This window comes from Streptomyces sp. NPDC006463 (assembly GCF_042870715.1).
Taxonomy (GTDB): domain Bacteria; phylum Actinomycetota; class Actinomycetes; order Streptomycetales; family Streptomycetaceae; genus Streptomyces.
This window is the reverse complement of record NZ_JBIAHP010000005.1, coordinates 294,891-318,573: the sequence shown is the minus strand read 5'-3', so window position 1 is coordinate 318,573 and position 23,683 is coordinate 294,891. Positions and strand designations below refer to the sequence as shown.

The 23,683-nt window shown below is 72.2% G+C and carries 26 protein-coding genes; 8 read left to right on the top strand and 18 right to left on the bottom strand.

Features of this window, described 5'->3' with window-relative positions:
• The first annotated feature begins 83 nt into the window (after positions 1-83).
• Together ACFYOB_RS12455 and ACFYOB_RS12450 are read left to right on the top strand one after the other, a co-directional pair.
• The gene (locus tag ACFYOB_RS12455; RefSeq protein WP_388558424.1) at positions 84-638 is read left to right on the top strand and encodes a Uma2 family endonuclease; all 555 of its coding nucleotides are present in this window, start codon (positions 84-86) and stop codon (positions 636-638) included.
• A 31-nt stretch (positions 639-669) separates the two neighbouring features.
• Complete coding sequence (locus ACFYOB_RS12450; RefSeq protein WP_388558421.1) at positions 670-1,335, top strand: MSMEG_1061 family FMN-dependent PPOX-type flavoprotein; 666 nt, start codon at positions 670-672, stop codon at positions 1,333-1,335.
• On the opposite strand, the gene ACFYOB_RS12445 is transcribed toward ACFYOB_RS12450, so the two are convergent.
• The 4 genes from ACFYOB_RS12445 to ACFYOB_RS12430 all read right to left on the bottom strand — a co-directional run bounded on the left by ACFYOB_RS12445 (position 1,326) and on the right by ACFYOB_RS12430 (position 4,003).
• Positions 1,326-1,853, bottom strand: coding sequence for a DUF4240 domain-containing protein (locus ACFYOB_RS12445; protein WP_388558418.1), 528 nt, complete (start codon positions 1,851-1,853; stop codon positions 1,326-1,328). The genes ACFYOB_RS12450 and ACFYOB_RS12445 overlap by 10 nt on opposite strands.
• Before the next feature lie 28 nt (positions 1,854-1,881).
• Positions 1,882-2,685 carry a hypothetical protein gene (locus tag ACFYOB_RS12440; RefSeq protein WP_388558415.1) on the bottom strand — a complete coding sequence of 268 codons (804 nt, stop codon included), beginning with the start codon at positions 2,683-2,685 and terminating at the stop codon, positions 1,882-1,884.
• 79 nt (positions 2,686-2,764) lie between these two features.
• Entirely contained in the window at positions 2,765-3,199 is a 435-nt protein-coding gene (locus tag ACFYOB_RS12435) for a hypothetical protein (protein ID WP_388558412.1), read from the bottom strand.
• A 24-nt stretch (positions 3,200-3,223) separates the two neighbouring features.
• Complete coding sequence (locus ACFYOB_RS12430) at positions 3,224-4,003, bottom strand: carbon-nitrogen family hydrolase (protein WP_388558409.1); 780 nt, start codon at positions 4,001-4,003, stop codon at positions 3,224-3,226.
• A gap of 156 nt (positions 4,004-4,159) precedes the next feature.
• Here ACFYOB_RS12430 and ACFYOB_RS12425 point away from each other — a divergent pair, with 156 nt between their 5' ends.
• Complete coding sequence (locus tag ACFYOB_RS12425) at positions 4,160-4,984, top strand: maleylpyruvate isomerase family mycothiol-dependent enzyme (RefSeq protein ID WP_388558406.1); 825 nt, start codon at positions 4,160-4,162, stop codon at positions 4,982-4,984.
• Positions 4,985-4,995: 11 nt separating this feature from the next.
• Here the strand turns inward: ACFYOB_RS12425 and ACFYOB_RS12420 are convergent, their stop codons facing one another.
• From ACFYOB_RS12420 to ACFYOB_RS12410, 3 genes are read right to left on the bottom strand one after another with little or no spacing between them, the layout of a single operon-like run.
• Positions 4,996-5,976 carry a helix-turn-helix domain-containing protein gene (locus ACFYOB_RS12420; RefSeq protein ID WP_388558403.1) on the bottom strand — a complete coding sequence of 327 codons (981 nt, stop codon included), beginning with the start codon at positions 5,974-5,976 and terminating at the stop codon, positions 4,996-4,998.
• A 47-nt stretch (positions 5,977-6,023) separates the two neighbouring features.
• Positions 6,024-7,370 carry a nitrate/nitrite transporter gene (locus ACFYOB_RS12415; protein ID WP_388558400.1) on the bottom strand — a complete coding sequence of 449 codons (1,347 nt, stop codon included), beginning with the start codon at positions 7,368-7,370 and terminating at the stop codon, positions 6,024-6,026.
• Positions 7,367-8,014, bottom strand: a complete 648-nt coding sequence (locus ACFYOB_RS12410; protein WP_388558397.1) for a GntR family transcriptional regulator — start codon at positions 8,012-8,014, stop codon at positions 7,367-7,369. Before ACFYOB_RS12410 ends, ACFYOB_RS12415 begins: the two co-directional genes overlap by 4 nt.
• Before the next feature lie 176 nt (positions 8,015-8,190).
• Here ACFYOB_RS12410 and ACFYOB_RS12405 point away from each other — a divergent pair, with 176 nt between their 5' ends.
• Positions 8,191-9,372: a DUF418 domain-containing protein gene (locus tag ACFYOB_RS12405; protein WP_388558394.1), complete on the top strand. Its 1,182-nt coding sequence runs from the start codon at positions 8,191-8,193 to the stop codon at positions 9,370-9,372.
• Here the strand turns inward: ACFYOB_RS12405 and ACFYOB_RS12400 are convergent.
• The 3 genes from ACFYOB_RS12400 to ACFYOB_RS12390 form a co-directional block, all read right to left on the bottom strand.
• Complete coding sequence (locus ACFYOB_RS12400) at positions 9,356-9,667, bottom strand: protease inhibitor I42 family protein (RefSeq protein ID WP_388558390.1); 312 nt, start codon at positions 9,665-9,667, stop codon at positions 9,356-9,358. The two genes, ACFYOB_RS12405 and ACFYOB_RS12400, sit on opposite strands and share 17 nt — an antisense overlap.
• A 20-nt stretch (positions 9,668-9,687) precedes the next feature.
• Positions 9,688-11,589 (bottom strand): C1 family peptidase, encoded by a 1,902-nt coding sequence (locus ACFYOB_RS12395; protein ID WP_388558387.1) that lies wholly within the window; start codon positions 11,587-11,589, stop codon positions 9,688-9,690.
• A gap of 135 nt (positions 11,590-11,724) precedes the next feature.
• The gene (locus ACFYOB_RS12390; protein WP_388558384.1) at positions 11,725-12,834 is read right to left on the bottom strand and encodes an FAD-dependent monooxygenase; all 1,110 of its coding nucleotides are present in this window, start codon (positions 12,832-12,834) and stop codon (positions 11,725-11,727) included.
• 166 nt (positions 12,835-13,000) lie between these two features.
• Here ACFYOB_RS12390 and ACFYOB_RS12385 point away from each other — a divergent pair, with 166 nt between their 5' ends.
• Positions 13,001-13,975 (top strand): TetR/AcrR family transcriptional regulator C-terminal domain-containing protein, encoded by a 975-nt coding sequence (locus tag ACFYOB_RS12385; RefSeq protein WP_388558381.1) that lies wholly within the window; start codon positions 13,001-13,003, stop codon positions 13,973-13,975.
• 4 nt (positions 13,976-13,979) lie between these two features.
• Here the strand turns inward: ACFYOB_RS12385 and ACFYOB_RS12380 are convergent, their stop codons facing one another.
• Both ACFYOB_RS12380 and ACFYOB_RS12375 read right to left on the bottom strand, forming a co-directional pair.
• Positions 13,980-14,408, bottom strand: a complete 429-nt coding sequence (locus ACFYOB_RS12380) for a nucleoside deaminase (RefSeq protein ID WP_388558378.1) — start codon at positions 14,406-14,408, stop codon at positions 13,980-13,982.
• Positions 14,405-15,268: an LLM class flavin-dependent oxidoreductase gene (locus ACFYOB_RS12375; protein WP_388558375.1), complete on the bottom strand. Its 864-nt coding sequence runs from the start codon at positions 15,266-15,268 to the stop codon at positions 14,405-14,407. Before ACFYOB_RS12375 ends, ACFYOB_RS12380 begins: the two co-directional genes overlap by 4 nt.
• Before the next feature lie 93 nt (positions 15,269-15,361).
• On the opposite strand from ACFYOB_RS12375, the gene ACFYOB_RS12370 reads away from it, so the two are divergent.
• From ACFYOB_RS12370 to ACFYOB_RS12360, 3 genes are all read left to right on the top strand, one after another.
• A complete protein-coding gene (locus ACFYOB_RS12370; RefSeq protein ID WP_328926663.1) occupies positions 15,362-15,832 on the top strand; it encodes an Lrp/AsnC family transcriptional regulator in 471 nt (156 codons plus the stop codon).
• A 44-nt stretch (positions 15,833-15,876) separates the two neighbouring features.
• Positions 15,877-17,100, top strand: a complete 1,224-nt coding sequence (locus ACFYOB_RS12365; RefSeq protein ID WP_388558371.1) for a DUF1266 domain-containing protein — start codon at positions 15,877-15,879, stop codon at positions 17,098-17,100.
• A gap of 65 nt (positions 17,101-17,165) precedes the next feature.
• The gene (locus tag ACFYOB_RS12360) at positions 17,166-17,585 is read left to right on the top strand and encodes a PPOX class F420-dependent oxidoreductase (protein WP_388558368.1); all 420 of its coding nucleotides are present in this window, start codon (positions 17,166-17,168) and stop codon (positions 17,583-17,585) included.
• Between the two features lie 10 nt (positions 17,586-17,595).
• On the opposite strand, the gene ACFYOB_RS12355 is transcribed toward ACFYOB_RS12360, so the two are convergent.
• The 6 genes from ACFYOB_RS12355 to pdhA all read right to left on the bottom strand — a co-directional run bounded on the left by ACFYOB_RS12355 (position 17,596) and on the right by pdhA (position 23,635).
• On the bottom strand, positions 17,596-18,126 hold the full coding sequence (locus tag ACFYOB_RS12355) for a YcxB family protein (RefSeq protein WP_388558365.1): 531 nt from the start codon (positions 18,124-18,126) through the stop codon (positions 17,596-17,598).
• A 53-nt stretch (positions 18,127-18,179) separates the two neighbouring features.
• Positions 18,180-18,944: a hypothetical protein gene (locus ACFYOB_RS12350; RefSeq protein ID WP_388558362.1), complete on the bottom strand. Its 765-nt coding sequence runs from the start codon at positions 18,942-18,944 to the stop codon at positions 18,180-18,182.
• A 28-nt stretch (positions 18,945-18,972) separates the two neighbouring features.
• A complete protein-coding gene (locus tag ACFYOB_RS12345) occupies positions 18,973-19,911 on the bottom strand; it encodes a GNAT family N-acetyltransferase (RefSeq protein ID WP_388558359.1) in 939 nt (312 codons plus the stop codon).
• Between the two features lie 114 nt (positions 19,912-20,025).
• A complete protein-coding gene (locus ACFYOB_RS12340; RefSeq protein ID WP_388558356.1) occupies positions 20,026-21,435 on the bottom strand; it encodes a dihydrolipoamide acetyltransferase family protein in 1,410 nt (469 codons plus the stop codon).
• 11 nt (positions 21,436-21,446) lie between these two features.
• A complete protein-coding gene (locus ACFYOB_RS12335; RefSeq protein WP_388558353.1) occupies positions 21,447-22,427 on the bottom strand; it encodes an alpha-ketoacid dehydrogenase subunit beta in 981 nt (326 codons plus the stop codon).
• Entirely contained in the window at positions 22,427-23,635 is a 1,209-nt protein-coding gene (pdhA, locus tag ACFYOB_RS12330; RefSeq protein WP_388558350.1) for a pyruvate dehydrogenase (acetyl-transferring) E1 component subunit alpha, read from the bottom strand. The genes ACFYOB_RS12335 and pdhA overlap by 1 nt, the downstream gene beginning before the upstream one ends.
• Between the last annotated feature and the right edge of the window lie 48 nt (positions 23,636-23,683).

The window sequence follows — 23,683 nt, the reverse complement described above, 5'->3', positions numbered from 1 at the left end:
CAGGTCCAGTGCGCCCGCAGGGGCGACGACAGGCGGACAGGACACGTGGGAGCCTGAACGTAGGCAGCGAAGGAGTCGTCCGCATGACCACCGCGCACAAGTACGGCGAGGGCATCGATCCCGAGCACGCCCTCAAGTACGCCGTCCAGCACCACAGCGGGGACCGCACCGAGATCGTCGAAGGGGTCATCAGCAACGTGACTCCGGGCTGGGACCACGAGAACGCGGCCGAAGAGATCCGCGATCAGATCCGCCCCCGGGTCAAGGAGCTGGACTGCGTCACAGGCTCGGGCAACCTGGACCTTCCAGGTTCGCCGAACTGGTACGTCCCCGACCTCGCCGTCGTGCCCAAGGCGCTGGCGAAGGGCGGGAGTGCTCTGCTGCCGGACCAGGTGCTGCTCGTCGTCGAGATCACCTCCGAGTCCAACGCCGAGACCGACCGGGTAGTCAAGCGCAAGCGGTACGCCGAGTACGGGGCTCCGCTGTATCTGCTGGTCGACCGGCTGGACAAGACCGTCACCCTGTTCGCCGGGCCCGGTCGGCTCGGGTACACCAAGGTGGACGGACCGCACCCGTTCGGGAGGCCGGTGCGGCTGCCCGAACCGTTCGGGATCGACCTCGACACCAGCGGGCTGTAAAGATCGTGATCACCCGGTAGCGTGCGTGGGCGTGACTGCCAGTACGCCGCCGAGCGGGCGGATATTCGATGCCGTGAACGCCACCGCCGTCCGGAGCACCGCCCAGTTGCGGGAGCTCTACGAGGAGCCGAGCGAGCTGGTCCGGCGCAAGGCCGTGGACCGGATCCACGACGCCGCCCGTGCGGTCATCGGGCGATCGTCGTTGGTGTTCGTCGCGAGCGCCGGCGCCGACGGCCGCTGCGATGTGACTCCCCGGGGCGGTCCGCCCGGATTCGTGGCCGTCCTGGACGAGTTCACCCTCGCCGTTCCCGACGCCACCGGCAACAAGCGGCTCGACACCTCCCACAACATCGTGGAGACGGGTCGGGCCGGGCTGATCTTCGTCATCCCCGGCCGGGCCACGACGCTGCGCGTGAACGGAAGGGCCTGCGTCTCCGCCGATCCGCGGCTGCTGGAGCAGCTGACCGCCGTCGGCAAGCCCCCGCGCAGCGCGATCGTGGTGGAGGTCGAGGAGGCCTACCAGCACTGCCCGAAGGCATTCCTGCGCAGCGACGCGTGGAAGCCCGCGAAGTGGCTCGCCGAGGACGCCGTTCCGAGCTCCGCCGAGGTCACGCTCTCCCACCTGGACCTGCCCGGTCTGACGATCGAGGAGATCCGGCAGCAGGAGCGCGAGTCCTTGCTCTACCGCTACGAGTAGTCGAAAAGGGCGCTCAGGCGGGGCAGCCGGGCCGTGATCTCGTCCTCGTCGTCGAAGTCGAAGTCCCAGGACGGATCCAGGGGCGGATAGCTGATCGTGAAGGAGTCCGAGGGGAGTTCGTGGCCGGTGGCCGACTCGTACGCGGTCCAGGCGATGGACAGCGCCTCCTCGTCCCACAGCTCCAGGCCCGCCGCCGCGGCCTCGCGGACCGGCGGGTGGGCCGCCAGGGAGTCCGGGTCGGCCAGGGCCGCCGCGAAGGCCGCCTCGCCCTGGGTGAGCAGCCAGCCCCGGAAGTAGTCGAAGCCGTCGTCCGAGCAGCCGCCGTTGATCACGTAGGCGGCGGCCCAGAGCGGGCTGCGGTAGGACTCCGCCAGCAGGTCCCACAGCACCTGCTGGGCCGCGGCTATCTCCGCCTCCGGGAGGCGGGCGAGCAGCGCCGCCGCGTGCTCCGCCACCTGGTCGTCCGGCGCCTGCGCGCGGGCCGTGTCGATCAGCTTCCAGAAGCTCTGCTTGTCCATGGACAGAGCCTCGCACCCGCCTCTGACATCACGTGAGGAAGGAGTGGAGAGATCCCGTGAGCGATGCGATGAAGCCGTCCTGGACGTCGGAGGGGACGAGGTCCAAGGAGAGGTACGGGTTCAGGTCCTCCAGCTCGACCAGCAGGAGTTCGCCCGAAGGGGCCCGGCAGGCGTCCACGCGCTGGATGCCGTGGGAGAGGGTGTTCCAGGCGACGAAGGCGCGGGCGAAGGCCAGGTCCGCGTCGGTCGCGGCGTAGGGCGCGAGCTCCCAGCGCCGGGCCGGGTCCGGTGCGTAGAGGGCGTACTGGAAGGCGTCGTCGACGAAGTAGAAGGACACCTCGTACGCGAAGTCGATCCGCGGCTGGATGAGGATCTCCCCCGCCGGGCCCGCCGGGTCGGCGGTGAAGGTGAGGCCGATGGAGTCGGCGCCCTGCTTGGGCTTGACCGCGTACTGCGGCACCTGCGGCAGCTCCGCCAGCCGCGCCGGGTCGTCGACCGTCGGGATCACCGGGTAGCCGGCGGCCGTCAGGTCGAGGAGGTACTGCTTGCCCGCCATGTCACCGCGGCCGGTCAGCGGGTTGTAGACCCGGGTGCCGGCGGCGAGCGCGGCGGTCCGGAAGGAGTCGTAAGCCTGCTGGTAGTGCAGGACCGGGCCGCTGTTGCGGACGATCACCGCCTCGAAGCCCATCGGCAGGAGTGCCTCCGCGTCCTCGGGGTGGCACAGGGCCAGGTCGAAGCGGGCGCGCAGCCGGGACGTGAGGAATATGTCCTCGTCGCAGTACCGGCGGCCGCGCGCCGGGTACGCCAGGTCGGTGACATAGAGCAGAGGCATGACGGCAACCTATCGCGGGCACGGATCAGCGCACGAAATACCCCGTAAGGGGCAAAGTACGGGCAATCGGAGGCGACCCTCAGGACCGAGAGGCCACCGCGACGATGCCGTAGACGATCCCACCGGCCGCGCACAGGCCGATGACGCCCGCGATGCCGGCCCGCACCCGGGCCCCCACCGGGTGGCGGCGGGGGTCGGCGCCGCGGGCCAGCAGCAACAGCACGGCCGACGGGATCATCAGGAACATGCCGATGAGGAACAGGACGAGCGAGATGGGGATCAGGACGACGGGCAGCCAGGCGCACAGCCGCCGGAACCCGACGGGGCTTCGGACGAGCACGGGTGCCGTGAGGGCGAGGAGGGGGAGGACGAACGCGCCCGCGGTGCCCACGCCCAGGCTCCAGGCCGTCGCGAGGCCGCCCAGCAGCAGCGCGCCGCCGGCGATCGCCCGCTGGACGGCATGCACCCGTGTCCGCGCCTGATCGGCCTCCGCCGTGTCCACTGCCGTTGTCATGTCCGCGAGGGTAGCCATCACCCCCTAGAGGCCCAGGCGGCGGTCCTTGAGGGCCGGGAACTGGGCGCGGGTGTCACGGACCTTGGCCGGGTCGAGGTCGACCGTGAGGACGTCCTCGCCGGGGCCCGCCTCCGCCAGGACCTCGCCCCACGGGTCGACCACCAGGCTGTGTCCGGCCTGTTCGACGCCCGCGTGGGTACCGGCCAGCCCGCAGGCCAGCACGTACGACTGGTCCTCCACCGCGCGCGCCCGGCTGAGCAGCGTCCAGTGCGAGCGGCGCCGCGCCGGCCAGCCGGCCGCGACGACCATGGTGGTGGCCCCGGCGTCGACCAGCCCGCGGAACAGCTCGGGGAAGCGAAGGTCGTAGCAGGTGGCGATGCCGAGGGTCTGCTCCGGCAGCTCCACCGTGGTCAGGGACTCGCCCGCCGACATGAGCACGGCCTCGCCCTGGTCGAAGCCGAACCGGTGGATCTTCCGGTAGGTGGCGGCCAGCTCGCCCTCCGGGGAGAGGACGAGGGTGGTGTTGTAGAGCGAGCCGTCGCCCGCGCGCTCCACGACCGAGCCCGCGTGCAGCCAGACCCCGGCGTCGGCCGCCGCCTTCGACATGGCCTCGAAGGTCGGACCGTCCAGCGGTTCCGCCTCGGTCTCGAACTGCTCGTAGGCGAAGGCCCCGACCGTCCACAGTTCGGGCAGGACGACGAGGTCGGAGGCGGACTGCTCCCGTACGAGATCGGCCGCCCGGGCACGCCGGGAAGATACCGACTCGCCCTCATTCACCGCGATTTGGATTAGCGAGGCGCGCACATTACCACCGTCCTGGCGTTCAAGCCGTCAACTCGGGCCCACGATCGTCACACGAAAGCACTGCCGGGGCGCTCACCGGCAGCGTAGTTTTGGAAACCGAGTCTGATGTCCAGAGCTTCCAGAACGCGCCACTGAACAGCACCGCGAGGGGTCCCGTTGACCGTCCATCCCAGCCTTCAGCCCTATGCCGACGCGTGGACGCACTCCATCGAGGCGATATCAGAGTTGGTCCTCCCGCTGGCGGAGGGCGAGTGGAACCGGGCGACGCCCTGCCCGGGCTGGTCGGTCCGCGACGTCGTGTCGCACATCATCGGCATCGAATGCGAGCAGCTCGGAGACCCGCGGCCGATCCACACCGTGGCCAGGGACCTGCGGCACGTGGTGGACGAGTTCAGCCGGTACATGGAGGTGCAGGTCGACGTACGGCGACACCACACCGCGCCGGAGATGACCTCGGAGCTGGAGTACACGATCATCCGGCGCTCGCGGCAGCTGCGGAACGAGAAGCGCGATCCGGCCACGATGGTGCGGGGGCCGCTGGGTGACCAGGTGACGCTGGAATTCGCGCTGCGGCTGCGGGCGTTCGACGTGTGGATCCACGAGCAGGACCTGCGGACGGCGCTGGGCGTGCCCGGGAACTGGGACTCGCCGGGGGCGTTCGTGGCGCGGGACATCCTCCTGGCCGGGCTGCCCAAGGTGGTCGCGAAGCTGGCCGGCGCGCCGGCGAACTCGGCCGTGGTGATCGACGTGCACGGTCCGGTCGAGTTCCTGCGGACGGTACGGGTCGACGCGGAGGGGCGGGGGACGGTGGACAAGTCGCCGTCGCTGGGCCCTGCGGTGACCCTGACGCTGGACTGGGAGACGTACGTCCGCCTCGCCGCTGGCCGGGTCCGGGCGGGGTCCGTCGCGGACCGGGTGAAGGTCGAGGGCGACGCGGAGCTGGCGGGCGCCATCCTGGCCAACTTCGCCGTCACCCCGTAGCCGCCGCCTGGTCACCGCCCGGGCACGCGGGCGGCTTCCCGGCGGAACTCGCTGGGGCTGATCCCGTACGCCTCGCGGAAGGAACGGCTGAAGACCGGGGCACTGGAGAAGCACCAGCGGGCGGCGATGTCGTGGACGGACCGGGCGGCCAGCTCCGGGCGGGCCAGATCGCTGCGGCAGCGCTCCAGACGCCGGCGGCGGACGGTCGCCGCGACGCTGTGCGGCTGATCGCGGAACAGCAGGTGCAGGGCGCGTACGGAGATGCCGTGGGCGGCGGCGATCAGGCCCGGGGCGAGCGCCGGATCGCCCAGGTTGTGCTCGATGAAGGCGTCGATCCGCTCGCGCAGGGCGCGGGCGCGGGCCTCGGCGGGGAGTTCGCCGTAGGCGTCGACGCGCTGGGCCAGGACGGCTGCCGCCAGATCGACCGCCACCGATCCCAGCCCGCGCAGCTCCTGCGGCTCGCATTCGGCGCCGTGCGAGCGGAGCGAGGACATGAACCGCGCGAGGACGGCCCCCATGCCGCTCTCCCCGCCGATGCGGCGGCCGAACAGCCCGTCGACGCGGCCGGCCCGCAGCGGCAGCGCGCCCCTGGGCATCTGCAGGATGACCGCTTCAATCGTGGCGTCCCCGGCGCGGGTCGCGGCCTGCCACTGCTTCGAGGTGTCCCACAGGATCATGTCGCCGGGGCCGACCAACGCGTCGCCGCCGCCGTGCTGGGACATCCACATACCGCCGCGGACCATCAGCCCCAGCTGGAACTGCTCCGGGTCCGAGCGCCGTATGAGCGCGGAGGTGCGGCGCGAGTGCAGCTGCCCGTACGTGTGGGCGGAGACCTGGGCCGCGCCCAGGTCCAGCACCGATGCCGCGCACCGGAAGTCCGCCGACTGATCGCTCGTGAGACTGACCGGCACCAGCGAGCTGGCGACCACCTCGTTGTACCAGTCGAACCTCTCCTTCGGCGCGACCATGTCCGCGGACAGCTTTGCCCACATCCCCCGGATCCCTCCTCCACGGTGCCCGCTCCCCCGACGGGACGGCGCTACCGTGCCGTGCGGCCCCCTGATTCCGGGAGGGGACACGCAGGGACGCCCGGCACCGGTTCCGTGACCGGTCCCGTGACCGGGGCGGACGCTCGCCGCTCGCGTTCGCGCTCCAGGGCCCGGCCCCGCAGGCGCAGGATCTGCGCGACGCCGAACGCCTCCAGGACGAACACCGTCGAGAAGGCCAGGCGGTAGTCGTCCCCGGTGGCGTCGAGCAGGACGCCCACCGCCAGCAGGGTGGTCATCGAGGCGATGAAGCCGCCCATGTTGGTGATCCCGGAGGCGGTGCCCTGGCGCTCCGCCGGGTTGGCGGGCCGGGCGAAGTCGAAGCCGATCATCGATGCCGGGCCGCAGGAGCCCAGTACCAGGCACAGGGTGACCAGCAACCACATCGGCGCCCGGTCACCCGGGTAGACCAGCACCGACGCCCAGAGCAGGGCCGTCACGCCGACCGTGCCCAGGGCCAGCGGTATCCGCGCGGACTGCCTGCGGCCGACGATCTGTCCGTAGACCAGGCCGAGCGCCATGTTCGAGGCGACCACCAGCGTCAGCAGCCCGCCCGCGGTGGTCCGCGACAGCCCCTGCGCCTCGACCAGGAACGGCATTCCCCAGAGCAGCAGGAACACCATCGCCGGGAACTGCGTGGTGAAGTGCACCCACAGGCCGAGCCGGGTGCCCGGTTCGCTCCACGATTCGCGAATCTGGCGGCGTACGAACCCGCCGGGAGCCCCCGCAGCGCGCGTCGGGGGAAGCGGGCCGTGGCCCTCCGGGTGGTCCCGCAGGAACAGCACCAGCGGGACCAGGACGACCAGCCCCGCCACCGCGCTCCCCGCGAAGGCGGCCACCCAGCCGGCCCCGTGCAGGACGGGCGCCAGCACCAGCGTGGAGACGAGGTTGCCCGCCATGCCCACCAGCCCGGCCAGCTGCGCCATCAACGGCGCGCGCCGGGCCGGGAACCACCGGGTGCCGAGCCGCAGCACCGAGATGAAGGTCATGGCGTCGCCGCAGCCGAGCAGGGCCCGCGCGGCCAGTGCCATTTCGTACGAGGGCGAGAGCGCGAAGCCGAGTTGGCCGACGGTGAAGAGGACCGCTCCCAGGGTCAGCACCTTCTTGGTGCCGAGCCGGTCGACCATCAGCCCCACCGGTATCTGCATCCCCGCGTACACCAGAAGCTGGAGCAGCGAGAAGGTCGCCAGCGCCGAGGCGTTGACGTGGAAGCGGTCGGCTGCGTCGAGTCCGGCGACGCCCAGGCTGGTCCGGAAGATCACCGCCACGAAGTAGACGGCGACGCCGATGCCCCAGACGGCGACGGCCTTGCGGCCGCCGGGAGGATCGAGGGCGCTCACCGGGCGTCGCCGCGCATCAGGCTTCCGACCCGGCCCACGTGCCCCCGTACGCACGCCGCCGCCCGGTCCGCGTCGCCCGCGCGCAGCGCCGTCAGGATCTCGCGGTGCTCGACGAGGCTCTGCGCGACCCGGTCCGGGTGGGCGTGCATCACGGCGACGCCCATCCGCAGCTGCCGGTCGCGCAGTTGGTCGTACAGGCGGGAGAGGATCTCGTTGCCGGCGTGCCGGACGATCTCGGCGTGGAAGCAGCGGTCCAGGGCCGCGAAGGCCGCGAGGTCGCCGCTGTCCGCGTGCCGCTCCTGCGCCCGCAGCAGCTCCTCCAGCCGTCCGAGCAGCGCGGCCGGGGCCGGGACGGCCCGCCGTACGGTGAACTCCTCCACCAGCAGCCGGGTCTCGACGACATCCGCGATCTCCTGCGCCGACACGGCCAGGACCAGCGCGCCCTTCTTCGGGTAGAGCCGGATCAGCCCCTCCGTCTCCAGGCGCAGCAGCGCCTCGCGCACCGGCGTACGGGAGACGCCCACGGCCTCGGCGACCTCGCCTTCGGTGAGGAGCGTGCCGCCCTCGTACCGGCGGTCGAGCACGCTCTGCTTGATGTGCCGGTAGACGCGGTCGGCGGCCGGGGCGGGTGCAGGTGCTGGCATGCGCACAGCATAGATACATGATCGGTACACCTGTATCGCGTCTCAGCATCCAAGACCATGCGGAGCCCGGTCCAAGGCCACGGCGACGGCGACGGCGAGGACTGCATCGAAGGATGTAGCGCGACCTCGTCCAGCGGCACGACGTACGGCGCCGCGCGCCCCGGGACGCTGAAGGCATGGCCGACACACTCATCGCCCCTGTGGACCGCAAGACCGCCCGGCTCCCCCTCCTCGACGTCCTGCGCGGCGCCGCCATCCTCGGCACGCTCATGACCAACGTATGGATCTTCGCCTCGCCCGGCTCGGAGTGGAGCGTCCTGACGGGCGGGCTCGCCTCCCCGGACCCGCTCGCCGACCCGTCCGCCGCGACGATCGCGGAGTCCGTGTTCCGCTTCCTCGCCGACGGCAAGTTCCTGGCCCTGCTGACGGTCCTGTTCGGAGTGGGCCTCGCCATCCAGTACGACTCCGCCGCGCGCCGCGGCGACCCCTGGCCGGGCCGCTACCCGCGCCGCGCCGCCTTCCTGTTCGTCGAGGGAACCGTCCACTTCGTCCTCGTCTTCGCCTGGGACGTGCTGATGGGGTACGCCGTCACCGCCCTCCTCGTCGCCTGGCTGCTGGCCCGCTCCGAGAAGGTCCGCCGGCGCGCCATGCGGGCGGCGGCCGCGGTGCACCTGACCCTGATCGCCCTGGTGACCCTGGCGGCCGTGACGAAGCCGGAGGGCACGCCGAAGGCCCCGCCCGCCGACGCCGTCGAGCTGTACGCCCGGGGCGGCTACGGCGCCCAGATCGCCTTCCGCCTGGAGAACTTCGCCGCGCTGCGCATCGAGCCCGTCTTCTCCTTCGGCCTGCTGGTCTTCCTCTTCCTCCTCGGTGTGCGCCTCCACCGCGCGGGCGCCTTCACCGACACCGCCGAAGGCCGCCGCATCCGGACCCGGATGGCCCTCTGGGGCCTCGGCCTCGGACTGCCGCTGAACGCGGCGACCGCACTCGGCGGCGACGACTTCTTCGCCCTGGGCCGCTACGGGGTCGCCCCGCTGGTCGCCGTCGGCTACATCGGCCTGATCGGCGTCGCCCTCGACCGGCTGTGGATCCCGGGGCCCGTCACCACCGCCCTCGGTTCCGTCGGCCGCACCGCCCTGTCCTGCTACGTCGCCCAGAACCTGCTCTGCATGCTGCTCTGCTACGGGATCGGGCTGGGCCTGGCCGACCGGCTCGCCGGGACCGGACCCTGGTGGGTGATGGGTCTGTGGGCGGCCGTCGCGCTGACCCTGACGGCCGGGTCGTGGCTGTGGCTGCGCCGCTTCGGCCGCGGCCCGCTGGAGTACGTACAGCACGCCGCGCTCAGCCCGCGGCGGTGACCTCCACGTCCAGCACGAACTCGTCGTACGGTGCCTCGTCCGGGTAGGGCGGCCGGACCTGCGCGAAGCGGATCCGGGCCCGGCCGCCGCCCGGAGCACGGCCCCGGACGACGTACGTGCGCTCCACCGCCGCCCCGGGCAGGCTCTCGTCGGACACCGCAGGCCCCGCCGACACGGCCACCACCTCCGCGTCCCCGCTGACCTGCCAGGTCCACACGTACCCGCGCGCCCCGCGGCCGGCGAGCCGCAGCTCGTACGGCTCACCGGGGCTCAGGACGACGCTCCGTACCTCCACCCTGTTCCTCCCGGGCCGTCTCAGGCGGGGCCGATCACGGGCCCTTCGTGCCAGCCCGCCCCGTCCCTCCAGTAGTGCTGGAGCAGGCGGTCGGTGCGCAGGACCACGACTTCCAGGTTGAACCCGAAACTGCCCTGGAGCATCCCGGTGACCGCGACGACGTCGTGCCCGAAGACCGCGCTGCGGCTCCAGGCCGAGCCGGCCGCGTTGCCGCGCCACCAGTGCTCGACCCGTCCGTCGGCGACGGCCACGCACAGCTCGTAGTTCCCGGCCGTGTCCTCGTCGACGGCTCCGTGCTGCCCTTCGATCAGGCACGGTGCGGAGGTGGCCCCTTCGCCGAACACCTCCCCGGCGCGCCAGACGAAGGCGTTCGCGTCGTCCCGCCACCACAGCTGCATCCGGCCGTCGGTGCGGGTCGCGACGAGGTCGAGACGGCGGCCGCGGGTCTGGACGAGGGCGGGCCCGTAGTGGGCGATGCCGGAGGCGAAGCGGCCGCCGTCGTTCCAGGTCCAGGGGGCGCCGTTGATCCGCCACCAGTGGTTCAGGCGGCCGTCCGCGGTCCGCGCGACCACCTCGAAGTTGCCCGGCTTGCCGTAGTCGCTCTGGATGAACGCCGGGGTCGAACCGATGGCCGCGTCGCCCGGACCGAAGGCGCCGCCGTCACGCCAGACACCGGCGGACTGCTCGTAGTACCAGTGGCGCAGCCGGCCGCCCGTGGTCACGTGCAGGGACTCCATGTTCCGGTTGTAGGTGGTCCCGGTGAAGGCGGGCTGGCCCGAGGCGTCGTTCGCGAAGGTACCCGCGCGGCCCCACGGGAAGGGGGCATCGCCCTCGCGCCACCAGTGCTGGAGGCGGCCGCCGCCGGCCCGGGAGAGGAGCTCGAAGTTGCGGTGGGCGCGGCCGTTGCCGCTCTCGTAGACGTTGCCGGTGTGCAGGCGGCGCTTGGTCCACGGGTCGACGCTGGTGCCGCGCAGGCCGCACTTGGCCCAGTAGTCGATGTTGACCTCGCCGTAGGCGATCCGGCCATAGCCGCCGACGTGGTAGCCCGTCCCCCAGGAGTTCTTGAACAGCCAGCAGCCCGCCGCGTCGTCGTAGCCGACGATCAGCACGCAGTGGCCGCCCGCGAGTTGGTCGCTGGTGCGGTGGTAGACGCCGGAGCCCAGGGCGAAGAAGTCGTCGTACACGTCGAAGCAGGCGGTCAGCGGGCCGACCGTGTCCAGCCAGACCTTCTGCTGCTCGACGTCGCCGAGGCGGACGTAGTCGGTGATCCGGACGGTCCGGCCCGAACGGTCCCAGCTGGGCGTGTACTCGGCGCGCCAGGCGTCGCGCCGGGCGGCGGGCAGTCCGGCGGGCGGGGTGCTGTACGGCCAGCAGTCCGGGTCGGCGAGCCCGCCGTTGTCCTTGATCCAGTCCAGCGCGGTCTCCGGGTTGCTCCCCTGCCCGCAGCTGAACTTCAGGCCGTCGTGCACGTCCCCCTCGGAGCGCGTGGCCCACACCCCGTGCTCGATGCGGGCCATGGACTCCACCAGACCGGCCGCGCCGAAGGCCCAGCAGGACCCGCACGGGTTCTGGTCCTTGACCTTGGTGATCCAGGGCCGGCCCCAGCGGCTGCGCCAGTCCACGGCGGCGGGCCGGACGGCGGGGCCCGCGGGCCCGGCGGCCGACCGCGTTCCCGCAAGCAGCCCGTGCGCGGCCCGGCGCCGGGTCAGGTCCGGGTTGGCGCTCTCCCGGCCGACGAGCGCCCGCAGGTCGACGGTCCGTACCGCCTCGGCGGGAGTCAGGTTCGCGCCGGGCTCCAGGCCGAGCGAGGGGCGCGGCACCGGCTCCTCGTCGGCCAGGTGCTCCAGGACCGACCACCGGGCCCCGAGTGCCGCGAGCCGTGCCCGCAGCTCTCCCACCGTCTGGACAGATTCCTCCGGCATGGCGGCCCCCCAGCTGCACCCGTTCGGATCCCGGCCCGGGGAGCCTCCCGCCGCCACCGGGGGGCGTCAAGGGGGGCCGTACGGTCGCGCGGTGGCACGAGGGGGGCTCTTCGGACGGCGGCCCGGCCGCCCGGGTCAGCTGTCCAGCGACATCGCGTTCTTGGCGTGCGCCACGGATTCCTCCGAGGCGGGTCCGCCGGGATTCTCGGTGGCCAGGGCCTGGTTGAGGGTGACGTAGGGGCGCATGCGGCGCTCGTACCCGGCGTACGCGGCGCGGTGGTCGCCGCCTGCCCGGGCAAGGCAGTCGGCCAGCACGTGGGCGCCCACGAGGGCCAGGCTGGTGCCCTGCCCCGAGAGGGGGGAGGGGCAGTAGCCGGCGTCCCCGAGCAGGGCCACCCGGCCCCGCGACCAGTGGTCCATGCGGATCTGCGCCATCGCGTCGCAGTAGAAGTCGGGCGCCGTTCGGGCGGCCTCGGCCAGCCGGGCTCCTTCCCACCGCATCGGGGCGAGCTTGTCCACGACGATCTGCCGCAGGGCGCCGCCGTCGCGCAGGGCGGGGGCGAGGGGTTCGGACTCGAAGCCGAAGGCGATCCTGAGCTGGGTGTTGTCGCGTACGGGCATGATGCCGAAGCCCGTGTCACCGGCCCGCAGCCACATCTGCCAGTCCTGCAGGGCGAGGAAGTTGTCCGCGCCGAACACCGAGAGGTAGCTGCCCAGGTGGTGGGCGAAGTCCTCCTCCGGCCCGAAGGCCAGACGCCGCACGGTGGAGTGGAGGCCGTCGGCCCCGACCACGAGGTCGAAGGTGCGCGGCGCCCCGTTCGCGAAGTCGACGCGCACGCCGCTCCCGTCCTCGTCGAGCGCGGTGACGGTGTCGCCGAAGAGGTACTCGACGTCCGGGCGGGTGTGCTCGTACACGATCTCCACCAGGTCCTCGCGCAGCACCTCGACGTCCTCGCTGTCGAGCCGGCCGCTGCTGAAGGTCGCCTCGGTGGAGCGGTCGATCTCGCGGCCGTCGGGGTCGAGGATCGACATGCCGCGCATCCGGGTCCGCACGCCCCGCACCTGCTCCAGCAGGCCCATGCGCTCCACGACGTCGAGCGCGACGCCGCGGATGTCCACGGCCTGGCCGCCGGGGCGCCGGCCCGGGGCGCGTTCGACGACGGTGGGCGCGAAGCCGTGGCGGCGCAGCCAGTAGGCGAGGACGGGCCCGGCGATTCCGCCGCCGGAGATGAGTACGGTCTGCATGGGACGCTCCTTCAGCTGCTTGTACGGTGTACGCACTCTGAACGTACGCCGTACGCACAGCGCCTTCAACTGCCCAAATGCGGCACTGCACTAGGACAGACACCTCCCCTGCCGACGTCGTCGCTGCTACCCTCTGCACTAGTACAGGACAGGAAGGTGGCGGCACGTGACGCAGACCACAGGAACCCCGGGTGATCCGCCCTACCTGCGCATCGTCGCCGCCATCCGGCGACGCATCGCGGACGGTGAACTCGCCCCCGGGGAGCGGATCCCCTCGACCCGGCAGATCGCCGCGGAATGGGGCGTCGCACTCGCCACGGCCACCAAGGCCCTGACCACCCTGCGCCTGGAGGGACTCGTCGAGGCCCGGCCCCGGATCGGCACGGTCGTCGCCGGAGCCGCCGCCGGCACCGCTGCGCCCGCCGGGCCCGCCACGCCGGCCCGCAGGCGCCCGTCACCCGCCGCGGACCCCGAGCAGGAGCTGAGCCTCGACCGGATCGTCCGGACCGCCATCGAGATCGCCGACGCCGAGGGGATCTCGGCGCTCTCCATGCGCGGCGTCGCGGCCCGGCTCGGGGTGGCGGCGATGTCGACCTACCGGTACGTCCCGAGCAAGGAAGACCTCGTCCTGCACATGGCCGATGCCGCGTTCGGCGAGGAGTCCTATCCCGCGGACGCGCCCGCGGAGTGGCGTCCTCGCATCGAGCTGGGCGCCCGGACCCTGTGGAAGCTGTACCGCAGGCACCCCTGGCTGGCCCAGCTCAGCTCCCTCACCCGCCCGTTGCTCGTACCCAATCTGATCGTCCACGGCGAATGGGTGCTGGGCGCCCTCGACGGCCACGGCCTCGACCCGACCACCCTGTTCGACATCCACGTCCTGCTCTACAGCCACGTCCAGGGCCTGGCGGTGCACCTGGAGATGGAGGCGCACGCCGAAGCCGCCACGGGCCAGTCGGAGGACCAGTGGATGGACAGCCGCGCCCCCGCCCTGCGGGACCTGATGGAATCCGGCCGCTTCCCGACCTTCGCCAAGGTCGTCGGCGCCTTCGAGGACGGCTACGACCTGCGGCTGGACGCGCTCTTCGAACGCGGCCTGCGGGCCCTGCTCGACGGCCTGACCCCCGTCGTCGAAGGACGGTAGGCCCTCAGCGGTAGTACCCCTCGACCACGGCCCGCACCTCGCCGAACAGCGCCGGCCCCTCCTGCGGCACGGGCGGCCGGCCGCTGCCCGGCCTGATGTCCAGGAGCTGCTCGCCGGACAGGGCGAACACCACCCGCCGCAGTCCGGCCTGCCGGATGACCGGCTCGCACATCCCACACGGCTGGCAGCTGGTGTACATCGTGGTTCCCGCCGCGGTGTCCGGGTCCAGCTCCCGCGCGGCCCACCTCGCCAGCTTCAGCTCGGGGTGCGCGGTGATGTCCCTGTCGGTGAGGGTCGTGTTGCGCTCCTCCGCCAGCACCGTCCCGTCCGGTCCCGCCAGCAGTGAGCCGAACGGCGGGTTGCCGCCCGCGCGCGCCTCGGCCGCGAGCGCGACGGCCCGCCGGAGGAGGGCGTGGTCGTCGGGTGTGGTCATGACTGCTCCGTTCCGGTGCGGGGCGGGAAGAGGTGCGCGGCCACCGTGGCCAGTGCCTGCCAGGCGGCCTGCGGGTGGCACGTCTCGCGGGGGTCACCGCGGTACGGGTCGAGGACGACGGCCTCGGCGCCGAGGCGCCGCAGCTGGCCGAGGTCGTCCATGACCTGTTCGATCGTGCCCTGACCGGCGAGCCGGTGCGGTCCGTCGACCGGCGCCGCGGTGAGTTCGAGGGCGATCCGGGGGGCCAGCGCGGGCACGGGGAGGTGCTGCTCGTCGGCGTGCGCCTGCAGCCTGACCACGGCTTCGCGCAGCCACGGCATGGTGCAGCGCAGCGGATGCCACGCGTCCCCGAGCCGCACGGCCCGGCGTAGCCCCGCGTCGCTGTTGCCGCCGACCCAGACCGGAATCCTCCGGTCGCCGTAGGAGGCGGTGTCCGCCCAGGCCGCCCGGATGTCCCGCAGGTGCCCGTCGGTCAGACGCCCGCGCTGCTCGAAGGGGATGCCGAGGGCGGCGAACTCCTGCCGCGCCCAGCCGACCCCCACGCCGAGGACGAGCCGGCCGCCGCTCAGCTCGTCCACGTTGGCCGCCATCCGGGCGGTGAGCAGCGGGTGCCGGTAGGGAGTGATCAGGACCGTCGTGCCGAGCCGGACCCGGGTGGTGAGGCCGGCCAGCCAGGACAAGGTGGTGAAGGGCTCGTAGAAGGGTGCCGGATAGCGCTCGGCTACATCGGGCGTGATGGCGACGTGGTCCGACACCATCAGCAGGTCGAAGCCCAGGCCCTCCACGGTCTGGGCCCAGCTCCGCAGGACTCCCGGGTCGGTGCCGGGGCCGAAATTGAGGACGTTGACTCCGATCTTCACGACCCGAGCCTAGCCAGGCGGCAGGGGCCTGCAGAAGTAACTCCCGCCTGTTCAAGACCGGTTCACCCGTGGATCCGCCGGTAATCTGGCCGGATGACCGAGAGTCTCGATGCGACGGACTGGGCGATCCTGGCAGAACTCCAACGGGAGGGCCGGATCGCGTTCACGGAGCTGGCGCGGCGGGTGAACCTGAGCGCGTCGGCGACGAAGGAGCGGGTACGCCGGCTGGAGGCGGCCGAGGTGATCACCGGGTACCGGGCGGAGGTGGACCTGGAGCGGACCGGGCACGGCGTACTCGCGGTGGTCCGGCTGAAGTACCCGGGGCCGGGCACCCGGCACGAGCCGTTGCGCCGCCTGCTGGAGGAGCGCGTGGAGATCCTGGAGTGCCTGCGCACCACCGGGGACGACTGCTACGTCCTCAAGGTGGCGACCACCTCGATGGCCCACCTGGAGGAAATCGTCGACGAGCTGGCCCAGTTCGGGAGCACGACCACCAACCTCGTCCTCAGCCGGCCGCTCCCGTTCACCGGGCTCCGGCGAAGGCCGCCCGCGCGGTGTCCGTGACCCGGGCCGAACTGGCGATCGACGGCTCCGGCTAGGGTTTCCGCATGGGGAACTGGACCGCTCCGAGCGCGATCGAACGAGAACTGGCAGAGGCCAAGGAACGGGGCGACTGGGTCGCGTTCCTCGACCGTCTCTCGCTCACCGAACTATTCGTACCGCAGTCCCGTACCTACCAGGACGCCAATCCAACCCGTGTACGGCTGGACCCTGCCTACTTCCCCCAGGTCCGCGCCAACGCCTACGTTGTCATCACGGAGGGCGTGCTCCCTGTCCCGACCCCGGAGCTGGTCTTCAAATGCCAGAACCTCGGCTGGTTCGTCGACAACTACCCGTCCGACGGACCCCCGTACCTGGCCATCAACCCCGGCACCCCCTTCGAGGTCTTCCTTCCGGCCACACCCGCCCACCGCGCCACCTGGGACTTCCACTGCAACCGGAACCAGCGCCCCGTCGGGCTGGAGCAGAACAAGGTCCACTCCCTCCACATCGGCGGCCCGCTGCAGGGACCCGTCGCCTTCGGGCTGGCTTGCGGAGCTCACCTATCCGTCCACAACGGGCTGTTCTGGAACGCCGTCGCCTACCACGGGCAGGGCTACACGAAGGAGCGCGAGAAGCTCAAGGAATGGTGGGGCATCACCACCCGCGAGGAGTGGCTGAGCAGCACCGAACAGCTCCTGACCGCCGACATGGTCAGCTCCGTATGGGAGTTCGCCCTCCGCGTCCGCCGCGCCCTCGCGAAGGAGTTCGCGGGGCCCGTGGACATCGAGCACTGGCGGCACGCCACCGCCTCCATCCTCCGGGCGAACGCCGAACGGGCCGCCGAGCCCCGGATCACCCCCGACGGCGTCACCATGGCCGAGCCGCGCCCGGCCGCCGAGGTCGAGGGCGAGATCGCGGGCATACAGCGGGTCATCGGCCGCATCGCCCGCTACGAGCAGCGCTTCCGCGCCGACGGGCTGCTCGCCGAAGACAAGTACGTCCGGTCCGTCGAGGCCTGGGACTACGGCCGGGCCTCGCAGATGGCCCGCTGGGGCCTCGGCGCCCGCTTCGGCAGCCTCGCCGAGACCGAGGACGCCGTCATCCGGGCCGGAAGGGTCTGCAAGCTCGCGTACCGCTCGTGGGAGGACCTGTCCGTCGGCTTCATCCTCGGGCGCTGCCTGCACTTCGACGAGGAGGAGTTCGGGCACTGGTACGAGGACATGGTCGCGACGCACCGGGCACTGACGACCGATCCCGGCAGCCCGTGGCTCAACATCCCCTGGACGTGACGAAGACGTGTCCGGCCCGGCGCATTCCCGGCGCCGCCCGGCCACCGGCAACTAGCCTTCCCCGCATGACTGTTGAGCTGAACGACACCGTGCGCACGCTGCTGGACTCCCCGCACCCCGCGGTGCTGTCCACGATCAACCCCGATGGGAGCCCGCAGAGTTCCGTCGTCTGGGTGTCCCGCGAGGGCGGCGACCTGCTGATCTCCACCGAACAGGGCCGCCGCAAGGAGCGCAACATCGTCCGGGACGGGCGGGTCGGCCTGACCGTCTTCGACCTGGCCAATCCCTTCCTCTACGCCGAGATCCGCGGCACGGCCACGGTCACCGAGGACACCGGCCGGGCCGTCGCCACCCGGATCGCCGAGGAGTACCTCGGCCCGGGCGCCGGCAAGGAGTACCAGGACCTTCCGGCCGAGGAGGTCCGCGTCGTCGTCCGCATCACCCCGACCAAGGTCCTCGGCAACGCCGCCAAGGCCGAAGGCTAGGACGCGGCCGTCAGATCCGGCGCAGGTTCCGGTCGAAGAGGGCCCGCAGCCGGTCCACGTCGGCCGGGTCCTGCGCGCCGCGCTTGGGGAGCACGAAGACGCCGCGGGTGTTCTTGGTCTTGATCGCGAAGTACTCGTCCGTCTCGAAGTACCAGGGGAACACGCGCCATTCGATGTCGCTGGACAGTTCGCCGCCCGTGGTGGTCAGCCCGTCCTCGCGGACGACCGTCCGGCAGGCCCCGTACTCCTCCATGTCCGCGTACTGCTCCCGCGCGGTGCGGGCCAGGACGCGGGGGAGCGTCACCAGCACGGTGACCACGGCGCAGGCCATCACGAAGGCCGTCGTGATGGGCGAGAACCTCTTGAGCGTCGGCAGGGTCCACGAGAGCGCCAGGGAGAAGGCCGTGACGAAGAGCACGCTCCTGCGCCCCGGCCAGGTCCCGAACGTGAAGCGCCGTACGGCCTTGGTGTAGTCGGCCTGCGTCGGCTCGTAGACGAAGGTGACCTGCTCGGTCGACTGCTGTACCCGATCCCCGCTCATGTTCATGACAGCGGAGCATAGCCACAGGTCAGGGCGGCACAACAGGCTCACGGTCACGGCAGGTGGGGCCGGACCGCCGCCCACGCGTCGACCGCCTCCGCGAGGGCTCCCGCGTCCGGGAGGTGGGGGCGCACGAGGGCCATCCGGGCGATCAGGACCTTGATGCGGCGCAGGTGCAGGATGCGCTCGTGCGGGAGGTCGCGCCAGACGCGGGCCTGCGCCACCGCCGCGCCCGGGGACAGGTCGATCAGATCCAGCAGCTCCCGGCACAGGGCCGCCGGGTCCCCGCCGCGCTCCGGCCCGAAGCTGCGGATCAGGTAGCCCCGTACGGCGGCCAGTTCGGCTGCCCGGGCCAGGTCGCCCGCGCCCTCGGCCCGCGCGCAGCGGTACGTCGCGGCCAGCGCCACCCGGCCCCAGCGCAGCCGGACCTCGTCGGGCCCGCGTTCGTCCTGCATCCGGCCGACCGCCATGACGCGCAGGGTCCGCGGCGGCGGCTCGTCCTCCGGCGGCGGGCCGGTGGCCAGCCATGCCTCCAGCTCCTCCAGCGTGTGGCCCTCGGGCGGCACCGAGGTCAGCACCTGGCCGCGGCTGAGCAGCGCGACCACGGTGCCCGTGAGGCGGACCTTCGCGATGTGCCCGGCCCCGAAGGAGCCGACGGGCCGCCCGTACCGCTCGATGCGGCGCAGCCAGAGCCTCAGCTCCCCCGCCGCATAGACCTGTCCGGTCCGCGCCACGCCGCCGACGCACCGGACCACGCATACGCCGCCGGTGACATCGGCTTCCTCGACGGAGTACACCTGCAGTTCGGCGATGGACACCCCGCCCCCCCCTTCCCCGGGCGGGAGGTTACCGCCCCGAGGGGCCTTCCAGGACGAGGCGGATCTCCGAGACCTGGTACCCGGCGCGGTCGAAGGCGGCGGCCATAGGGGCGTTGGCGGTGTCCGTGGTCGCGGTGATGCGTTCCGCGCCCTCGGCCGCGTGGAAGCGGGTGATCTCGCCCAGGATCTCGTCGATCAGGCCCTGGCCGCGCTGCTCCGGTACGACGCCCAGGTAGCCGACGTTGCGGTGGTACGGGGTCGCCGAGGGGATCGCCATGCCCGCCAGGGTGCCGTCCGGGAGGTGGGCGAGGCGCCACCAGGAACGCTCGCCGGGGCAGTCCAGGTAGAACTCGACGTCCTCCCGTGCCAGTTGTTCCGCGTCCATGGACCGGAGCTCGGTCTGCGTGTGCAGGTCGAGGCTGCCGGCCGACAGGCGGACGAAGGCGTCCAGGAACTCCTCGTCGGTGCCGTCACGGAAGACGAGCCGCCCGGTGGGCCCGGCGGTCCCGGCTTCCGGGGTCCACTCGTAGCGCAGACGCTCGATCTCGCGCGTCAGGCCGCTCCTGTACGCGGCCTCCTGCCGCCAGGCGACCGCGGCGGCCAGCTCCGGCTCGGTCCGCCAGCCGCGGGGCAGGGAGATGTTGAAGACCGGCAGGTTCCCGAAGGCGGCGTGCCCGGCCGCGAGCAGCCCGGCGGCGACGGCGGCCGGGTCGGCGACGGAGGCCCGCACCTGGAGGCAGTCGAGGGCGATGGGCCGCTCGCTGTCGGCGCGGCCCCACCACAGGGCGCGGGCCAGGACCTCACCGTCCTCGTCCTCGGCGAACCAGATCCACTCGGGGCGGAACTGTCCGGCGGCCAGCTCCTCGCGGATCTTCTCGGCGGTCAGGGCGGCGATCGGGCCGTCGGCCGGGTAGGCGACGGCGCGGGCCAGGTCAGCGGGGTCTGCGGTGGCAGCGCGGAAGAACATCCGATGATGATCACATCATGTGTTCTCGTCGGACAGGGATATTCGGCCGCCCCACGGCCGATGGCCGGCCTCCGCAGGGGAGACCGGCCATCGGGTGGGGCGTCGTGCGTGCCGCTACGACCAGGTGATCAGGCGGCGGGGGTGTTCCAGGACCGCCGCGATGTCGGCCAGGAAGCGGGAGCCGAGTTCGCCGTCGATGAGACGGTGGTCGAACGACAGCGCCAGGGTCGTGACGTGACGCGGCTTGACCTTGCCCTTGTGGACCCACGGCTGGAGCTTGATCGCGCCGACCGCGAGGATCGCGGACTCGCCCGGGTTCAGGATCGGCGTACCGGTGTCGACGCCGAAGACGCCCACGTTGGTGATGGTGATGGTGCCGTTCTGCATGTCCGCCGGGGAGGTCTTGCCGTCGCGGGCCGTGGCGACCAGCTCGGACAGGGCCGTCGACAGCTCGCCGAGCGTCTTGGCGTGGGCGTCCTTGATGTTCGGGACGATCAGCCCGCGGGGGGTGGCCGCCGCGATGCCCAGGTTGACGTAGTGCTTGAGCACGATCTCCTGGGCCGCCTCGTCCCAGGACGCGTTGACGTCCGGGTTGCGGCGGATGGCCACCAGGACGGCCTTGGCGATGAGCAGCAGCGGGTTGATGCGCAGCCCCGCGAGGTCCGGGTCGGCCTTGAGCTCCTGCACCAGCTTCATCGTGCGGGTCACGTCGAAGGTGATGAACTCCGTGACGTGCGGCGCGGTGAAGGCGGAGCCGACCATGGCCTGGGCGGTGACCTTGCGGACGCCCTTGACCGGGATACGGGTCTCACGGGCCTCCCGCACCGACACCTCGGCCGCGGCGGGAGCCTGAGCCGGAGCCGGTGCGGCGGCAGCCGCGGGCGCCGGCGCGGCCTGCGGGGTGATCGCCGCGGCGGCCGCCGCGTGGACGTCCTCCCGGGTCACGACCCCGCCGTCGCCGGTCGGCACCACGAAGGCCAGGTCGATGCCCAGGTCCTTGGCCAGCTTGCGCACCGGCGGCTTGGCCAGGGGCCGCTCGCCGGCCGGCTGGGCCGGGACGGCGGGGAGCACCGGGGCGGCCGGAGCCGCCGGAGCAGCGGGGGCCGCCGTGCCGTTCTGCGCGGCCACGGCGGGCGCCGGAGCCTTGCGCGGGCGGCGCTTCGTGGACGCCGTGGAGACGCCGTAGCCCACCAGGACGGGCTGGCGCGCCTCGGGCGCGGCCGGCTCCTCGGCGGCGACGGCCGCAGCCGCCTCCTGGACCGGGGCCTCGGCAGCGGCGCCGCCCTCCGTCTGCACGGAGATGATCACCTGGCCGACGTCGACCGTGGTGCCCTCCTCGAAGAGGAGCGCGTGCACGACGCCGTCGAACGGGATCGGCAGCTCCACGGCGGCCTTGGCCGTCTCGACCTCGCACACGACCTGGCCGTCGGTGACCGTGTCACCCGGCTGGACGTACCACTTGAGGATCTCGGCCTCGGTGAGGCCCTCGCCCACGTCGGGCATCTTGAATTCGCGGATGGTCATGAACGTGCTCCTCAGTACGCCAGCGAGCGGTCGACGGCGTCGAGCACCCTGTCCAGGCCCGGCAGGTACTCGTCCTCCAGGCGGGCCGGCGGGTACGGGGCGTGGAAACCGCCCACGCGCAGCACCGGCGCCTCCAGGTGGTAGAAGCACCGCTCCGTGATGCGAGCGGCGATCTCGGAGCCCATGCCCAGGAAGACCGGAGCCTCGTGGACGATCACGAGCCGGCGGGTCTTCTCCACGGACGTCTGCAGTCCGTCGAAGTCGACCGGGGACATCGAGCGCAGGTCGACGACCTCCACCGACTTGCCCTCCTCGGCCGCCGCGGCCGCCGCCTCCAGGCAGACCTTCACCATCGGACCGTAGGCGGCCAGCGTGATGTCCGCACCCTCTCGGGCCACCCGCGCCTTGTGCAGCTCACCGGGGATGGCGTCGACGTCGACCTCGCCCTTGTCCCAGTAGCGGCGCTTCGGCTCGAAGAAGATCACCGGGTCGTCGCTGAGGATCGCCTGCTGGAGCATCCAGTACGCGTCGCTCGCGTTCGACGGGGAGACCACCTTGAGGCCCGGGACGTGCGCGAAGAGCGTCTCGGGGGACTCGCTGTGGTGCTCGACCGCGCCGATGCCGCCCGCGTACGGGATGCGGATGACGACCGGCATCTTGATCTTGCCCAGGGCGCGCGCGTGCATCTTCGCGAGCTGCGTGACGATCTGGTCGTACGCGGGGAAGACGAAGCCGTCGAACTGGATCTCCACGACCGGCCGGTACCCGCGCAGGGCCAGGCCGATGGCGGTGCCGACGATGCCCGACTCGGCGAGCGGGGTGTCGATGACCCGCTCCTCGCCGAAGTCCTTCTGCAGGCCGTCGGTGATCCGGAAGACACCGCCCAGCTTGCCGACGTCCTCGCCCATGATCAGGACCTTCGGGTCCTGCTCCAGGGCCTTGCGAAGCGACTCGTTGAGCGCCTTCGCGATCGACATCTTCTCGACAGCCATCAGTGACCCTCCTCGGCCGACTCGAAGGACGCGAGGTAGGCGGCGAACTGCGCGCGCTCCTCGTCGACGAGCGCGTGCCCGTCCGCGTAGACGTTCTCGAAGATCGCCATGGTGTCCGGGTCGGGCATGGAGCGCACGGCCTCGCGCACGCGCTTGCCCATGGCCTCGCTCTCGGCCTCCAGCTCGGCGAAGAAGGCCTCGTCGGCGCCGCCGGTGGCCAGCAGGTGGGCCTTCAGGCGCAGGATCGGGTCCTTCGCCTCCCAGGCCGCCGTCTCCTCGTCCCGCCGGTACTTCGTCGGGTCGTCGGAGGTGGTGTGCGCGCCCATCCGGTACGTGAACGCCTCGACCAGCGTCGGGCCCTCGCCGCGGCGCGCCCGGTCCAGGGCCCAGCGGGTCACGGCCAGGCAGGCCAGCACGTCGTTGCCGTCGACGCGGACGCCCGGGAAGCCGAAGCCCTGGGCGCGCTGGTAGAGCGGCACGCGCATCTGGCGCTCGGTCGGCTCGGAGATCGCCCACTGGTTGTTCTGGCAGAAGAACACCACGGGGGAGTTGTAGACGGCGGAGAAGTTGAAGGCCTCCATCACGTCGCCCTGGCTGGACGCGCCGTCGCCGAAGTAGGCGATGACGGCCGAGTCGGCACCGTCCTTGGCCACACCCATCGCGTAACCGGTCGCGTGCAGCGTCTGCGAGCCGATCACGATCGTGTAGAGGTGGAAGTTGTTGGTGTTCGGGTCCCAGCCACCGTGGTTCACACCGCGGAACATCCCGAGCAGGTTCGTCGGGTCGACCCCGCGGCACCAGGCCACACCGTGCTCGCGGTAGGTCGGGAAGACGTAGTCCTCGTCGTTCAGCGCCCGGCCCGAGCCGATCTGTGCCGCCTCCTGGCCGAGGAGCGAGGCCCACAGGCCCAGCTCTCCCTGGCGCTGCAGCGAGGTCGCCTCACCGTCGAAGCGGCGGGTCATGACCATGTCGCGGTACAGCCCGCGCAGGTCCTCGGTCGTGATATCCGCGACGAAGGGGGCGAATTCCGCGTTCTCCGCGTTCTCTACCCGGTCCCCTTCGGGCGTCAGCAGCTGTACGAGCTGAGGTACGGCGTCATGCGTCTGCGCGGTGGCAGCGGCGGGCTTGGCGGCGCTTGCCGCGCCTGCCGCCCGCTTGGTGCCGCTGCTGCGTCGCGGCTTGCGCGCGGCAGTGCTCTCCACGGTCACGTGTGCTCCTCCGTCGGTCCGGCACCCGGGTTCTCCGGGGTCCAGTGC

Excerpts from the sequence above, each read along its gene's own strand:
- ACFYOB_RS12355 (WP_388558365.1), bottom strand. The coding sequence starts at position 18,126 with ATGAGCGGGGATCGGGTACAGCAGTCGACCGAGCAGGTCACCTTCGTC.
- ACFYOB_RS12345 (WP_388558359.1), bottom strand. The coding sequence starts at position 19,911 with ATGTTCTTCCGCGCTGCCACCGCAGACCCCGCTGACCTGGCCCGCGCC.
- ACFYOB_RS12360 (WP_388558368.1), top strand. The coding sequence starts at position 17,166 with ATGACTGTTGAGCTGAACGACACCGTGCGCACGCTGCTGGACTCCCCG.
- ACFYOB_RS12445 (WP_388558418.1), bottom strand. The coding sequence starts at position 1,853 with ATGGACAAGCAGAGCTTCTGGAAGCTGATCGACACGGCCCGCGCGCAG.
- ACFYOB_RS12420 (WP_388558403.1), bottom strand. The coding sequence starts at position 5,976 with ATGTGGGCAAAGCTGTCCGCGGACATGGTCGCGCCGAAGGAGAGGTTC.
- ACFYOB_RS12380 (WP_388558378.1), bottom strand. The coding sequence starts at position 14,408 with ATGACCACACCCGACGACCACGCCCTCCTCCGGCGGGCCGTCGCGCTC.
- ACFYOB_RS12370 (WP_328926663.1), top strand. The coding sequence starts at position 15,362 with ATGACCGAGAGTCTCGATGCGACGGACTGGGCGATCCTGGCAGAACTC.
- ACFYOB_RS12390 (WP_388558384.1), bottom strand. The coding sequence starts at position 12,834 with ATGCAGACCGTACTCATCTCCGGCGGCGGAATCGCCGGGCCCGTCCTC.
- ACFYOB_RS12435 (WP_388558412.1), bottom strand. The coding sequence starts at position 3,199 with ATGACAACGGCAGTGGACACGGCGGAGGCCGATCAGGCGCGGACACGG.
- ACFYOB_RS12340 (WP_388558356.1), bottom strand. The coding sequence starts at position 21,435 with ATGACCATCCGCGAATTCAAGATGCCCGACGTGGGCGAGGGCCTCACC.
- ACFYOB_RS12455 (WP_388558424.1), top strand. The coding sequence starts at position 84 with ATGACCACCGCGCACAAGTACGGCGAGGGCATCGATCCCGAGCACGCC.
- ACFYOB_RS12440 (WP_388558415.1), bottom strand. The coding sequence starts at position 2,685 with ATGCCTCTGCTCTATGTCACCGACCTGGCGTACCCGGCGCGCGGCCGC.
- ACFYOB_RS12365 (WP_388558371.1), top strand. The coding sequence starts at position 15,877 with ATGGGGAACTGGACCGCTCCGAGCGCGATCGAACGAGAACTGGCAGAG.
- ACFYOB_RS12405 (WP_388558394.1), top strand. The coding sequence starts at position 8,191 with ATGGCCGACACACTCATCGCCCCTGTGGACCGCAAGACCGCCCGGCTC.
- ACFYOB_RS12410 (WP_388558397.1), bottom strand. The coding sequence starts at position 8,014 with ATGCCAGCACCTGCACCCGCCCCGGCCGCCGACCGCGTCTACCGGCAC.
- ACFYOB_RS12395 (WP_388558387.1), bottom strand. The coding sequence starts at position 11,589 with ATGCCGGAGGAATCTGTCCAGACGGTGGGAGAGCTGCGGGCACGGCTC.
- ACFYOB_RS12335 (WP_388558353.1), bottom strand. The coding sequence starts at position 22,427 with ATGGCTGTCGAGAAGATGTCGATCGCGAAGGCGCTCAACGAGTCGCTT.